At 41.3% G+C, this 13196-nt stretch carries 13 protein-coding genes; 4 read left to right on the top strand and 9 right to left on the bottom strand.

Translation table 11 applies throughout. The annotated features are described in order from the left end of the window. Nucleotides 1–30: 30 nt before the first annotated feature. The 4 genes from pgsA to yfmF form a co-directional block, all read right to left on the bottom strand. On the bottom strand, nt 31–609 hold the full coding sequence (gene pgsA, locus IGL23_RS12745) for a CDP-diacylglycerol--glycerol-3-phosphate 3-phosphatidyltransferase (RefSeq protein ID WP_002365382.1): 579 nt from the start codon (nt 607–609) through the stop codon (nt 31–33). 124 nt (nt 610–733) lie between these two features. Beyond that, complete coding sequence (locus IGL23_RS12750) at nt 734–1600, bottom strand: RodZ domain-containing protein (RefSeq protein WP_002359020.1); 867 nt, start codon at nt 1598–1600, stop codon at nt 734–736. A 167-nt stretch (nt 1601–1767) separates the two neighbouring features. Next, nucleotides 1768–3072, bottom strand: coding sequence for an EF-P 5-aminopentanol modification-associated protein YfmH (gene yfmH / locus IGL23_RS12755; protein ID WP_002380969.1), 1305 nt, complete (start codon nt 3070–3072; stop codon nt 1768–1770). Next, the gene (yfmF, locus tag IGL23_RS12760) at nt 3065–4333 is read right to left on the bottom strand and encodes an EF-P 5-aminopentanol modification-associated protein YfmF (RefSeq protein ID WP_010821162.1); all 1269 of its coding nucleotides are present in this window, start codon (nt 4331–4333) and stop codon (nt 3065–3067) included. Before yfmF ends, yfmH begins: the two co-directional genes overlap by 8 nt. Nucleotides 4334–4541: 208 nt before the next feature. Between yfmF and mscL the strand changes: the two genes are divergently transcribed. Beyond that, nucleotides 4542–4991 (top strand): large conductance mechanosensitive channel protein MscL, encoded by a 450-nt coding sequence (gene mscL, locus IGL23_RS12765; RefSeq protein WP_002360991.1) that lies wholly within the window; start codon nt 4542–4544, stop codon nt 4989–4991. 40 nt (nt 4992–5031) lie between these two features. Here the strand turns inward: mscL and IGL23_RS12770 are convergent, their stop codons facing one another. The 3 genes from IGL23_RS12770 to treR form a co-directional block, all read right to left on the bottom strand. Then, nucleotides 5032–5748 (bottom strand): WxL domain-containing protein, encoded by a 717-nt coding sequence (locus tag IGL23_RS12770; RefSeq protein WP_033595363.1) that lies wholly within the window; start codon nt 5746–5748, stop codon nt 5032–5034. Between the two features lie 97 nt (nt 5749–5845). Then, nucleotides 5846–6562, bottom strand: coding sequence for a WxL domain-containing protein (locus IGL23_RS12775; RefSeq protein WP_033595361.1), 717 nt, complete (start codon nt 6560–6562; stop codon nt 5846–5848). 399 nt (nt 6563–6961) lie between these two features. Next, complete coding sequence (treR, locus tag IGL23_RS12780) at nt 6962–7675, bottom strand: trehalose operon repressor (RefSeq protein WP_033595360.1); 714 nt, start codon at nt 7673–7675, stop codon at nt 6962–6964. A 260-nt stretch (nt 7676–7935) separates the two neighbouring features. Here treR and IGL23_RS12785 point away from each other — a divergent pair, with 260 nt between their 5' ends. The 3 genes from IGL23_RS12785 to IGL23_RS12795 all read left to right on the top strand — a co-directional run bounded on the left by IGL23_RS12785 (nt 7936) and on the right by IGL23_RS12795 (nt 12401). Continuing rightward, nucleotides 7936–10680 (top strand): glycoside hydrolase family 65 protein, encoded by a 2745-nt coding sequence (locus tag IGL23_RS12785; protein WP_430619659.1) that lies wholly within the window; start codon nt 7936–7938, stop codon nt 10678–10680. A gap of 14 nt (nt 10681–10694) precedes the next feature. Further along, nucleotides 10695–11345: a beta-phosphoglucomutase gene (gene pgmB, locus IGL23_RS12790; protein ID WP_010823286.1), complete on the top strand. Its 651-nt coding sequence runs from the start codon at nt 10695–10697 to the stop codon at nt 11343–11345. Between the two features lie 462 nt (nt 11346–11807). Then, nucleotides 11808–12401 (top strand): PBECR4 domain-containing protein, encoded by a 594-nt coding sequence (locus IGL23_RS12795; protein WP_002385181.1) that lies wholly within the window; start codon nt 11808–11810, stop codon nt 12399–12401. A gap of 240 nt (nt 12402–12641) precedes the next feature. On the opposite strand, the gene pepG1 (IGL23_RS12800) is transcribed toward IGL23_RS12795, so the two are convergent. Continuing rightward, nucleotides 12642–12785, bottom strand: a complete 144-nt coding sequence (gene pepG1 / locus IGL23_RS12800; protein WP_002392696.1) for a type I toxin-antitoxin system toxin PepG1 — start codon at nt 12783–12785, stop codon at nt 12642–12644. Between the two features lie 230 nt (nt 12786–13015). Next, the gene (pepG1, locus tag IGL23_RS12805) at nt 13016–13159 is read right to left on the bottom strand and encodes a type I toxin-antitoxin system toxin PepG1 (RefSeq protein WP_002392696.1); all 144 of its coding nucleotides are present in this window, start codon (nt 13157–13159) and stop codon (nt 13016–13018) included. Between the last annotated feature and the right edge of the window lie 37 nt (nt 13160–13196).

A 13196-nucleotide genomic window follows, 5' to 3' on the forward strand; every position in this document is an offset into this window, starting at 1 on the left:
TGGCACAAGCCAAGCGTTTTGATTCTCTCTTTACATCGAACCTTTAAAAACATCTTTATTCTTAGCAAAATAATCAACACCAGAGTAAATGGTGAAAATCAAGCAGGCATATAGCATGATTTGATCTAGTGGTAGATGAAGTGCTGAAAATGGAATGTTGTTAATGAATAGTAAAATAATTGCAACCATTTGGGTAGCTGTTTTTACTTTTCCTGGCCAAGCTGCTGCCATTACTTCGCCATGTTCGACTAATAACAACCGTAAACCAGTTACTGCCAATTCACGACAAACAATAATTGCTACAATCCAAGCAGGTACTTTGCCTTGACCAACTAAGACGATAAAAGCGGTCATCACTAGCATTTTGTCCGCTAATGGGTCCGCAAATTTTCCGAAGTTCGTCACCAAGCCTTGTGCACGGGCAATTTTGCCATCCAACCAGTCTGTAAAACTAGCAACTGCAAAAATAATCGCGCCCACTAATTGGGTAACGGCTAACGTTGTGTCGCCAAAACTAATCGTTCCCCAGTCCATCGGCACCGACACAATAATAATAAAAATCGGAATCATAAATATTCTTAAAACTGTTAATTTATTTGGTAAATTCACTTCAATTGCCCCTTCCTTCTCCTGTTCTATTTTACGTTATCTTGCTGGCAGTGTCACGAAAAAAAGAAAAGAATCTGGAATAATTGCCGTTTGACAGTTTATCCAGATTCTTCTTACACCATTTCTAACGATACGTAATCCCTAATGTAACATCCTTACGAATTAAAACTGGCGTTTTTTCCAGTGTTAAATCGGCGCCATCGACTTGAATGGCGACGTTATTTGAGGCGCCTAGAATCAGTGTTGCATTGGCGGCATTCGCAGGTAAAGCTGTTGTTTGGGTCTCTCCTGCTTGCAGGGTGTGTTGGTACGTATAGTTGCCATCGACCATCACGCCAATCCAGCAAGAGCCTTCAGTCCCTTTAAAGGTAATGTTGATTGGACTATTCGCATCTTTAACCGTTGCAGTCACTTGATTGTTAGCATCACTCACCACAGCCACAGCTGTTTTCTTCTCTGGTTCGCTTGAAGAAGACGGCGGTGTACTACTTTGTGTGCTACTTTCTGGGGCTTGACTTGATTCTTTGGGTTTTTCCACACTGGCACTAGTTGCCGGTGTTTGAATAATCGGTTCGGCTTTTTGATCTTGCCACATAATATACAGCACTACGACCGCAATGGCTAAACCAATTAACGAAAAGGCAATGGCTGGTAAGTTCCGCAGTAACCAACTGGATTGCTTTTCTTCGTCATGCAATTGCTTACGTGATCCTTCAAGCTCTTCATACACTGGCTTGGGTTCTTCGACAATTGCTGGTTCTTTGCCATCATAGATATCTACCAATTGATTGCCATCTAAGCCGACCGCACTTGCATATTGGCGGATAAACGCCCGCACATAAAAGGTGCCTGGTAAGGACTCAAAATCGTTTTGTTCAATAATTTCTAAATATCTTTTTTGAATTTTTGTCATTTGTTGCAGTTCATCAATTGAGATGTTCTTCTGCAATCTTGCTTCTTTTAGTGTTTCTCCAATATTTACGCTGGCCACTCGTCCATCTTCTCCAGTCTATTTTGTTAATTTATCGATTGTCTCATCAGTCTTTTTCAATTGCCAAGGAAAACATTCCCGTCCTTTAAGAATACCACAAAAGAAGCCAACTGAGGATAACAAAATTGAAAGATTTCAAAGATTTTTCTTTTTCTTAAACAGTTGGTTTATTGCTCGGTTTCTCCTTTAGGATACATGTAGAAACGGCTCAATCCTTCTTCACGAATAAAGGTCTCTGCTACTTGGCGGACGTCGGCTAATTGAATGCTTTCAATGACTTCAATCTTATCAAACAGCGTGGTTTCCCCAAACAATGATTGTGAAAATTGGTTGGCGATATACTCTAAAGAGTTTAAGGATTGGAAATATTTACCAATCATTTTTTTCTTCAATAAGGACAAATTTTCTTCCGTTAATTCTGGACTTGTTGTGGCAGATAATAAAATAGCTTCAATTCGTTCTGCTAAGACTTCTGGTTGCTCACTATCGCCGCCAATATCCGCAAAATGGAAACTGCGATCTAAATTAAAGTCATAACTAAAACTATCATCTAACAAGCCTTCATCATAAAGAGCCAAATAGTTTTGAGAGGTATTACCAAACAATAATTGTAACAACAAGTTCACGGTGACTTGATATTTCATTAAGTCACGACCCGTTGTTGGCACTTCATCTAAGCCTTTCAAGCCAACAAGCACTTTTGCCCGTGTGACTGCCATTTCAATGGCGCTCTCTTTGACAATGTCAGCAGCTGTTTCTTCAGGGAAATGCCGACGAATAGGTTGGGCGGCAGGAAACTCTTTCGCCGCTTGATTTTCACGAATGAACGCCATTAACGCTTCAGGGTCCATTTTCCCTACCACGAATAAGGTCATATTACTTGGATGATAAAACGTATTGTAGCATGTATACAAATCCTCTGCGGTAATCTCCGCAATACTTGCCACTGTGCCGGCAATATCAATATGCAATGGATGCTTCGGATAAAGGTTGCCTAAAATACCAAAGAACAAGCGCCAGTTAGGATCATCTAAATACATTTGAATTTCTTGTCCGATGATGCCTTTTTCTTTTTCGACCGTTTCCTTCGTGAAATACGGCGATTGCACAAAATCAAGCAACGTTTCTAGATTTTGTGTCACTTGATCCGTCGTTGAAAACAAATAACTCGTCTTCGTAAAACTGGTAAAGGCATTCGCTGAAGCCCCTTGTTGCCCAAATTTTTGGAAGACATCGCCATCTTCTTTTTCAAACATTTTATGTTCTAAAAAGTGGGCGATTCCGTCAGGTACTTCAATCATTTCCTCTTGACCAATTGGCACGAACGTATTGTCGATGGATCCATAATCGGTCGTAAACAAGCCATACGTTTTTTGGAAATCATTTTTCGGTAATAGGTAAACCTTTAACCCATTCGCCAGTGTTTCTGTATACAATGTTTCTTTAATTTGTGCATAGTCTTTTTTAATCATTTTTCATTTCTCCTTCCAAAAAGAAGATCGCTTGAAGTTCCAAGCGTTTGGCCACTTCTTGGATTTCTGAAATGGTCACGGCATTGATCCGCGCAATCCATTCCTCCGCCGTCAGCATCGTCTGCGGCATTAATTCGTTCAAGTATTCTTTTTCCAGCCACGCGCCTGCATTATCTAACGCTAAGATATACTGATTTTTTAGCATTGCTTTCGTTTGTTCAATTTCTAATTCGCTAATCTTACCTAAGCGAATATTTTCCAATTCTGTCGAAATCAAACTCAAGACCTGATTCCGATTTTTGCCATCGATTCCTGTTTGAACCGTCATGAAGCCACGGAAAGTGTCGATACTACTAGAAGCATAATACGCTAAATGCTCTTTTTCACGGACATTCATAAATAATTTAGAATGCGGGAAACCGCCAAAAATCCCATTAAACACTTGCAACGCAAAATAATAGCTATCGCCATAATAAATATCCGTGTTGTAAGCCAAGTTTAATTTTGATTGGGCTAACACCTCACGCTCGGTCCGCTCTTCAATCACATTGCGAATTGGTTGATTGTAGAAAATCGCGGCTTTGCCTTCTTCACGAGGCGTAAACGGTAATTGCTTGAATAACGGCACTAGCTCCGCCTCATTGACATCACCTAAAACAAAAATATCCACTTGATCTTCCGCCAGCATTTTTTGATAATACGCTGCTAATGACGCCGCTGTTTCCTCAGCTAACGCCGCAACGGTCCCGAAACTAGGGATTTTTTGATCCTCCGATTGATTAAAATAGACACTTTGAAGCGCCAAAGAAGCATAGGTTTGCTTATCCTCCACAATACTTTCCAAGTACGCTTTCAAGTTCTCTTTTTCCCGTTGGAAGGTTTCCGCCTCAAATTGGCCCGCTTGAATATTGGGGGCAAAAATAATTTCCTTCAAAAAGTCCACCGCTTCGGCGAGAACCTGACTATCCTGTAAATAATGATCATTGACAATGTTCATAGAAATATTAAACCAATGTTGATTGCCTTTTTTGGAAACGCCAATCCCAAAGCTGGCGCCGTAAAGCTCCGCCAAACGCTCACTTAACTTGACTTGATTCGGGTAATTCAAGCTGTTGGTTTCCATCAAACTGGACAACAGCGTTCTTTTTGTAATAGTTTCATGATTTAATCGTGTGTTAAAGCGGACTAAAAGACGCACCGTTTTATATTTTTCTGTAGGAATGACGTGTAAATTCACGCCTTTAACTAATTGAACAGACATTGCCGCATCGCTCCTTCATTTGCTTCATCTTACCTAAAGAATGCTGTGAAATATATGTATCGCGTAAATTCTAAAGCATTTTTTAATGTTTTTTCCAATAGCTCCATTATAACACAGCTTCAGGTGCTTTCTGAATGATAAGAGTTTTTCAGTTCAAATTTTCAAGAAGATTCGGTATACTGTTTTTAAAGTGAGGAGGGAAAAAAGAATGATTAAAGAATTTAAAGAGTTTATCATGCGCGGGAGTGTCTTAGACCTAGCCGTTGGTGTTGTCATTGGTAGTGCGTTTACAGCGATTGTGACACAAGTGGTGGAAGGCTTGATTACCCCGTTAATTAGTCTGATTTTTGTCTTGACGACTGGGAAAAAGAGTGCCGACGATGCATTGGGTGCCCTTGTTTATAAAGTCGAAGGCGTTGAATTCAATATTGGTAGCGTGATTAGTGCACTTATTACATTTTTAATTACGGCCTTCGTCCTCTTCTTGATTGTCAAAGCGGCCAACAAAATGAAAAACCGTGGCAAAAAAGAAGAAGCGGCAGAAGAAGAAGTGGTACCAACGAGCGAAGATTACTTAAAAGAAATTCGCGACTTGCTAGCGGCGCAAACACCGCCTGCTGAAACTATCAAAACAGACAGCACCTTCACAGAGAAATAAGCAAAAAGTCATCCTGAGGGGATGACTTTTTTGTTTGGACTTACACAGACGGTCCTGCGACGAGGTTCCACGTGATACTGCCTGTGTAGGCCCCTGCTTTAATATTGTTGGCTGGTGTTGTGATGTTTAAGGCTGTATTAAACAGTGAAAATTGCCATAATCCTTGGCCTTGACCAGCTGCTGCGTTAGCCATTAATTGGGCTTCCCCGCCTAAATCAAGGGTCCAATTTTGCGGAGCAGCCAGTTGTGGTCTGACTTCTGGCGCAGAGACGGCTGTCGTCAGAGCTACATAGCGATTGCTTGTTGCCGCGTATTCCAAATCAAGTTGAGTAATCAGCGCCACTTTAATGTTGCCTTGTAAGCTTTCAGTGCCTAATTTTAGACCATTAGATTGGGCCGTTAAATGCCAGCCTTCTTTGCCGCCGCGTACGTCACCGACACCAATCATTTCTGTATGGCCGTTGGTGGCTTCGGGGTCTCTTTGGTTAAGAATTGGTTTCGTTAAATCATCTGAAATTGATAATTTCCCAAAATTAAATTCGCGAGGAATAAACAGTAAATCAAAGTTACTGTTTGAGCCATTCGGGTCTGGATCAACGGTATTGGCATCGCCGTTGCCGTCTGGCAACATGCCGCCTTCAAATTCTGCTGTGACTGGTGTATTCCCTGTCGTAGTCGCCTGTGCCGAAAGCGGGGCTAAACTAGCACCAACCACTGCGCTACCAACCAATAAACTTGCCATCATTTTCTTTTTCATTTGTGTTCTTCTCCTTTACGATTGAATGATTATCAGAGGGCAGACCAGCAGCAGTTACCAGCTGCTGGTCCGTCCTCTGTTCTTTTGTTGCTTGTGCTTAAATAGCTGGTCCTGCGACAAGATTCCATGTGATAGTTCCTGTGTAGTTCCCTGCTTTGATATCATATGCTGAGGTAGTGATATTTAAATAATTATCACGCATTGCAAAATGCCATAATCCTTGTCCTTTTCCAGAAGTAGCATTAGCAACTAGCGTGGCATCTCCTCCTAAACTAAGTGTCCAATCACTAGCAGCAGCAAGACTTGGTCTAATTTCAGGTGCTGAAATTGGGGTTACCATATATTCATACTGATTAGTTGTTTCATTAAACTCCAAATCATACAGAACTGTAATACCTGAGGTAATATTCCCATCTAAGCGTTCGTTACCTAACGTAAGTCCACTGGATTGAGCAGTTACATGCCAACCCTCTTTAGTCCCACGTATATCACCTACACCTAAGGCTTCTCTACGTCCACTCACACCTTCATCAACTTTATTCGGAATTGGTTGTGTCAAATCATCTGAAATTGACAATTTTCCAAAATCATACTCCCTTGGAATGTACAATAAATCAAAATCGCTATTCGTAGCGTTCGGGTCAGGCCTTTCTGTATTCGGACTAGGACCATCACCATCTGGCAGTTTCCCTCCACCAAACTCCACCTGAACTGGCGTATTCCCTGTCGTAGTCGCCTGTGCCGAAAGTGGTGCTAAACTTGCGCCAACGACTGCGCTACCAACTAATAAACTTGCCATCATTTTCTTTTTCATATTATGTACATCTCCTTTAACTGTTCTGAATTTCCAGAGCGCGCGGTTCCTTTTTTCTGCGCTTCCGAAGCTATAGCCTTATTATACAAGAATCTGCCCTCGTCGTAATTTTAAATATTTAACAGCCATCTGCAAAAATTGATGATTCCTTTAAAACCAAGCATTTCTCTTGATTTCAAGCTTTAATTTCAGCACTTTTTGATATTTATAAATGTTATTTAATGATTTTTTCGTCAAATTCGTTTAAAAAACAAGGAGAAAACGTCAAAAAGTAAGAGTCGGACCTCTACTTTTTGACGTTTTCTCCTAAAATCTTATACATTTACCGGCGGTTCTTGCGAAAAAACCGTCAATTTTCATTTAATGACAGCCGTTTTTGTATTTGTTCGTCACTAAGACTTACAATTTACGGCGACGGGCGAATTCCACAAACTTAAATTTGTTTAAGCGGTGACGAGATTCCGTATAGCCAAAACAGCGGGTATCTTCCAAGTTCATGATACTGCGGACCACGACGACATGATTGCCTTCGACTTCACCAATCAGCTGCTTGTCCATCTCTGTGAGCGGTTCCACGGTAATTTCTTTCTGGGCATAACTAATCGCCAAGCCAAGGTCGTTTTCCAGATAATCGAAAATCGAATCTTCGGCACGGTGCTTCGGCAATTTTGGGACAATCTCTTTAATCAAGTAATCAATATCTAAAATATCGACTTCCCCTTCAATCTCCCGTTGCCGAACTAAGCGCCACACAGGGGCCCCTTCCGTCCAACCAGTCAACTGAGCCAAGTTGCGCTCCACAGGAATTTCTTCTAAGGAAACCACATGGGTATGACTTTCAATATGTTGCGTTTGTTGTAACTCCTTGTAACTGGTCACCCCTGAAATAGGAAAATTAAACTTTTTAAAGTTGAGCACAATCGAGCCTTTGCCTTGTTTTTTCTGAATGTAGCCAGCGTTAATCAGTAAATTCAAGGCTTTCCGAATTGTTTCACGGGAAACATTGTAAGTTTCCACTAATTGATTTTCACTAGGTAATAAATCGCCTGGCTGATAGTCGCCTTGGACAATTTGTTGTTCTAATTCTAAAAATATGTCATGAAACTTGTTCATGCCGATCCTCCTCTACCAACAATTTCTTTTCTAAAAGCATAGCATATTCCCTCCGAAAAACCTAGAGCTGGTCAGAAAAATCCCCCGCACTTTCTGCCTTGCTTACGCCACAAACTCCCCCAGCCAAACCACTGCTTGACCGCCTTTTTTCGGACCCAGCGCAGTCTGTTACAGCCCCCTTCTGGAAAACTTTTCCCAAGAATCTAGGGAAAATCCTTGTAATTCTGATTCGTTCATACTATACTGTAGTCAAACACAACATGTCTATACAAGTTCACAAGGAGGCGCCAAACATGACCATTTTAGAATTAACATTCGCAACGAACCAACTAACGACGACTTTTTTTAACCATAAATTGGAACCGCTTCACCAAAAAACGTTCCCTTTTGAAGCTTTGACTATCGAAGAAACGGTTCCTGAACTGTGCCAATTGATTGTGGCAGAGGCTGCGCCGATTCTGGGGGGGATTGTGGCTGATTTCCCAGCGGACTTCTTTTCGCCAGAGGAAACGTTGGCGCTGGTTCCGCAAGCGGTGATTCAAGCATTCGCGGAACAGTTGAACACGCCACTTTTAACGGCAGCCGAACAAGCGGCGGCACCGAATCTGCTGGCAGCATTTGAAGAAAAACGGCAGTATATGGCTTGGCATTTGGACTATTATGGCTACGTGCCTGGGAAAAATGAATATGCGGTGGAGTCCCTGTTAACTGTCGGCAATGGCTTTTTAGGCTTGCGCGGCACAACACCTGAGATGACGATTTCTGATGATCATTATCCAGCGACCTATATTGCGGGGCTTTATAATACAGCGGCTTCGGAAGTGGCGGGTCAAGTAGTGGAAAATGAAGATTTCGTCAATGCTCCTGATAACCAACACATCGCTTTAAAAATTGGTGATGCCACTGACTGGTTAACGATTTCCCCAGAAACGCTACAACAATTACATCGTCAATTGAACTTGAAAACGGGGTTGTTTGTCGCAGAAATGATTTTGAAAGATGCGGACAATCAGCAAATTAAATTAACGACGAAAAAAATTGCCAATATGGCACAGCCGAATGACTATCATCTGCAATATACGTTTGAGCCGTTAAACTTTTCGGCCCCGATTACTTTGAAAACCGTCACTGATGGCAGTGTCTACAACTATAACGTGGCGCGGTATCGCAACTTAACAGCGAAACATTTTCAGGTGACAGCATTAAGCGCGCAGGAAAACAAAACCGTGATTGAGGTTTGTACCAATCAATCCAACTTGAGTGTCCGAGAAACGGCCTTGATAACCGGTGATTTTTTTGAAAAAGAGGCCATTATGATTCAAGAAGAAGCGGAAAAAATCGCCCAAGTGGTGACCGTGATGGCGCACCAAGGAACGCGCTATACGCTAGAAAAACAAGTCTTTGTGCAAGTCAGCCACGCCGAACAAAGTTGGCAGGTACCGTTTACGCCGAAGGACTCTTTTGCGGCCGCCGCTCAGGAAAGCGCCCGCGCTTGGCAAACTCTTTGGCAACAAGCCAACATTACCGTGACAGGCGATTTGATGTCTCAAAAACTTTTACGGATTCACAGTTATCACTTGCTGGCTTCGGCTTCGCCTTTTAGTAACCAAGCGCAAGCATTGGACGTCTCGATTACCGCCCGAGGCTTGCATGGTGAAGCGTATCGTGGACATATTTTCTGGGATGAAATTTTTATTTTACCTTTTTATATTCAACATTATCCTGACACAGCGAAACAATTGTTGCTGTATCGTTACCACCGATTAGAGAAAGCGAAGGAGAATGCGGCGGCCAGCCAGTATCGTGGCGCAATGTATCCGTGGCAATCAGGGCGTGATGGGCGTGAAACCACGCAAAAACTTCACTTAAATCCGTTGAATGGACATTGGGGCGAGGATCATAGTATTTTGCAACGGCATGTGTCCTTAGCGATTGCTTACAATGCTTGGTTGTATTGGCATAGTACACAGGATCATGAATTTATGAAACAATATGGCGGCGAAATGTTGTTAGAAATCGCTCAATTTTGGAACAGCGCTGCGACGTTAGATGACGCAACAGGACGGTTCTTTATTGATAAAGTGATGGGACCTGATGAGTTTCACGAGGGCTATCCAGACCAAGCGGAAAGCGGCTTGAAAAACAACGCCTATACGAATTTGATGGTGGTTTGGCTATTCGAAGAATTAACCAACATTTTGGCACTTTTCTCTGAGGAAGAACAGGCACAACTTTTTGCCAAAACTCAGACCTCTTCGGCTGATCTAGCCCGCATGCAGCAAATTCAAAATTCACTGGAAATTGAAGTTAATTCTGACGGTATTATTGCGCAATATGAAGGGTATTTCGGCTTAAAAGAGATTGACTGGGCGGCGATGAAAGAGAAATACGGCAATATTTACCGCATGGATCGAATTTTAAAAGCCGAAGGGGAATCCCCCGATGATTACAAAGTGGCGAAACAAGCCGACACGTTAATGTTGTTCTACAACTTAGACAAAACTCGGGTGGATCAAATTTTAGAAGATTTAGGGTATCAATTGCCTGCGGATTATTTGGAAAAAAATCTTTTGTATTATCTAAAACGGACGTCTCATGGTTCGACTTTGTCACGAATTGTTCATGCCCAATTGGCAGAAATGGCGCAATTCCATGAGCTATCTTGGCAACTTTATCAAGAAGCGTTGTATTCCGATTATCGTGACATTCAAGGTGGCACGACCGCTGAAGGAATTCATACAGGGGTCATGGCTGCGACGATTCACGTTACTTTAGCGACGTATGCAGGCGTTGACACGCGCCAAAACGAGTTATCAATTTGTCCAAACTTACCTGAACATTGGCAAGCGCTGGCGTTCCAGTTTATTCATCAAGGCGTAACCTATCAATTTTCATTAACACAAACCAGTGTCACGATTACAGCAGATAAAGACACACAATTATTGGTTCAGGGCGCGTTGATTCCGTTAACCGCCGAACGACCAAAAGAAGTACATTATCAATAAAGGAGCGAACCACAATGACGATTGGATTTATTTTTGATTTGGATGGTGTCATTACTGACACCGCCAAATTTCATTATCAAGCTTGGAAAGCGTTGGCCGATTCGCTAGGTATTCCCATTGACGAAACCTTCAACGAAACATTAAAAGGCATTAGTCGGATGGATTCCTTGGACCGCATTTTAGCCCATGGCCACCTTGAAAATGCGTTTACTCCAGCAGAAAAAAAAGCCTTAGCTCAGCAAAAAAATGACCACTACGTTCAATTATTAGAACATTTAACGACAGAAGATGTTTTACCTGGTGTCGTGCCATTGCTACAGCAAGCCCAAGCACGTCACATTCCCTGTGCCGTGGCTTCGGCTTCAAAAAACGCACCCCTGATTTTGGAAAAATTAGGCGTGCGCGCGTACTTCGCCACAATTGTCGATCCCGACTCGTTAAGCAAAGGCAAACCTGATCCTGAAATCTTTTTAGCCGCCGCTGACAGTATTGGCGTGCTACCGCAAAACGCCATTGGCTTTGAAGATGCACAATCAGGCATTGACGGCTTGAAAGCCGCGGGCATCTATGCCGTCGGCTTGTCGGCCAACCAACCCTTAATCGGAGCCGACATGCAAGTCTCTGAAATGACTGAACTAAGCGTTGATGCACTGCTCAATCGCTAAAGAATGACAAGAACCTTTAGCAGCAGGCACCTCTTTTCATCTACATTGTATCTATGCTAGAATGTAGATGAAAAGAGAGAAATGCGTCAACGTACCTCTCTGATGTAGAGCCGTTTAAGACGGTGACTTTTTGAATTATTTAAAAATAACCGTACTCGGTCAAAGTTGACGGTTATTTTTTATTGTCATTACACTCCATTATTGGATTAAAAAGGATTGAGTTGAACGTGGTTCTGTGGTAGACTTTTATTAGAAACAAGTAGATGTTTCTTGATGATCAGGCATCATAATAACTCAATACTGAAATCGGAAGTAATAGCCGATAGTTGGCGAGCAACAGAAAAACTCGATATAGAATTGGACGTAGAGCCAATAGTTGGTGAGCAACAGAAAAACCTGAATTATATTTGAAGTTTAAAGAAGGCAAGCTAAGCTTGGCTTCTTTATTTATAGGAGAAACTAATGATTGAGAAAAAAGATTTTGACACAATTAGAAAGGCGTTCTTAATTTATGACACCAACTTCAATAATCATATGTTCACTTATACATATCAACATCGGAAAACAAAGAAATTGTTAGAAATGAACGTTCAATTTGAAGCTGGGAATTTTATGCATTTATGCGGAGTTGACTATTATCAAATAGATAAACAAGGGAGCTGTAAATTTCGTTTTAAGGCTACTCAATTTTACAGAGCTTTAAAAAATAATAAAGTTTCACTGCGCGGGATTAAACCTAAAGATGATGGAACCACAGGCCAAAAATTACAAGTAATTCCTCTATTAGAAATGCTTATTTCTCCAGGTGTACGAATATGCGATGGAGGAAAATTTTATAATTTACAGTATGAAAAAGCAATTCGTTCAGGCAAAATGATTGTGGCGTTAACATGTAAAGAGAATAACAAAAAGTACGTTCCACAATCTTTATTATCGTTAATAAATCAGCCGCGAAAGAGCCAATCGAAATCTTTAACTGAATCCCATGAAGTAATTAAAATAAGTAAGTCTGAGCTGAATAGCACCTCAGTAATTGAAGTTTACGATAAATTTTAACAAAAAAGCGGGCTAAACAGACTATAGGCAAAGAGAAAAAGCCCAGAAGTTTTTCTCCTCTTTAACAGCTTTTAGGATTTCACGGATTAACGCTAAATTTATTCGTGCTTTTCGGGAAAATGTGCTATAATGAAAACGAAAAGAGAGATATGCTTCAACATACCTCTCTGATGCAGAGCCGTTTAAGACGGTGACTTTTTGAATTATTTAAAAATAACCGTACTCGGTCAAAGTTGACGGTTATTTTTTATTGTCATTTTTAAGCAATTTCACAATCAGTGCAATCAAAGCAATGGTAAACATACCAAACCCTAGGATCGTCTGAATTGTTTCATATGCTGACAAAAGGCCTCTCCTTTCTGTAAATTTTGGAAGTACGCTCATACGCACCACCTCACTTTCAGATTAGATAGCCACCGTGTTAACTTCTCTACACTTAGATTATACCATGCAAAACTAAAAAATAATTAGTTTCAAATATTTTTTTTAGGGAAATGTGCTATAATGAAAACGAAAAGAGAGATATGCGTCAACATACCTCTCTGATGTAGAGCCGTTTAAGACGGTGACCAATTGTATTATTTAAAAATAACCGTACTGGTCAAAGTAGACGGTTATTTTTTATTGTCATTTTTAAGCAATTTCACAATCAGTGCAATCAAAGCAATGGTAAACATACCAAAACCTAGGATCGTCTGAATTGTCTCATATGCTGACAAAAGGCCTCTCCTTTCTGTAAATTTTGGAAGTACGCTCATACGCACCACCTCACCGAAAGGGGAAAGTCTCTGCTCC

The sequence above is a fragment of the Enterococcus sp. MSG3299 genome, from assembly GCF_050555765.1.
GTDB classification, from domain to species: domain Bacteria; phylum Bacillota; class Bacilli; order Lactobacillales; family Enterococcaceae; genus Enterococcus; species Enterococcus faecalis.

Excerpts from the sequence above, each read along its gene's own strand:
- yfmF (WP_010821162.1), bottom strand. The coding sequence starts at position 4,333 with ATGTCTGTTCAATTAGTTAAAGGCGTGAATTTACACGTCATTCCTACA.
- mscL (WP_002360991.1), top strand. The coding sequence starts at position 4,542 with ATGATTAAAGAATTTAAAGAGTTTATCATGCGCGGGAGTGTCTTAGAC.
- IGL23_RS12795 (WP_002385181.1), top strand. The coding sequence starts at position 11,808 with ATGATTGAGAAAAAAGATTTTGACACAATTAGAAAGGCGTTCTTAATT.
- IGL23_RS12770 (WP_033595363.1), bottom strand. The coding sequence starts at position 5,748 with ATGAAAAAGAAAATGATGGCAAGTTTATTGGTTGGTAGCGCAGTGGTT.
- pgmB (WP_010823286.1), top strand. The coding sequence starts at position 10,695 with ATGACGATTGGATTTATTTTTGATTTGGATGGTGTCATTACTGACACC.
- pepG1 (WP_002392696.1), bottom strand. The coding sequence starts at position 12,785 with ATGAGCGTACTTCCAAAATTTACAGAAAGGAGAGGCCTTTTGTCAGCA.
- treR (WP_033595360.1), bottom strand. The coding sequence starts at position 7,675 with ATGAACAAGTTTCATGACATATTTTTAGAATTAGAACAACAAATTGTC.
- IGL23_RS12785 (WP_430619659.1), top strand. The coding sequence starts at position 7,936 with ATGTCTATACAAGTTCACAAGGAGGCGCCAAACATGACCATTTTAGAA.
- IGL23_RS12775 (WP_033595361.1), bottom strand. The coding sequence starts at position 6,562 with ATGAAAAAGAAAATGATGGCAAGTTTATTAGTTGGTAGCGCAGTCGTT.
- pepG1 (WP_002392696.1), bottom strand. The coding sequence starts at position 13,159 with ATGAGCGTACTTCCAAAATTTACAGAAAGGAGAGGCCTTTTGTCAGCA.
- yfmH (WP_002380969.1), bottom strand. The coding sequence starts at position 3,072 with ATGATTAAAAAAGACTATGCACAAATTAAAGAAACATTGTATACAGAA.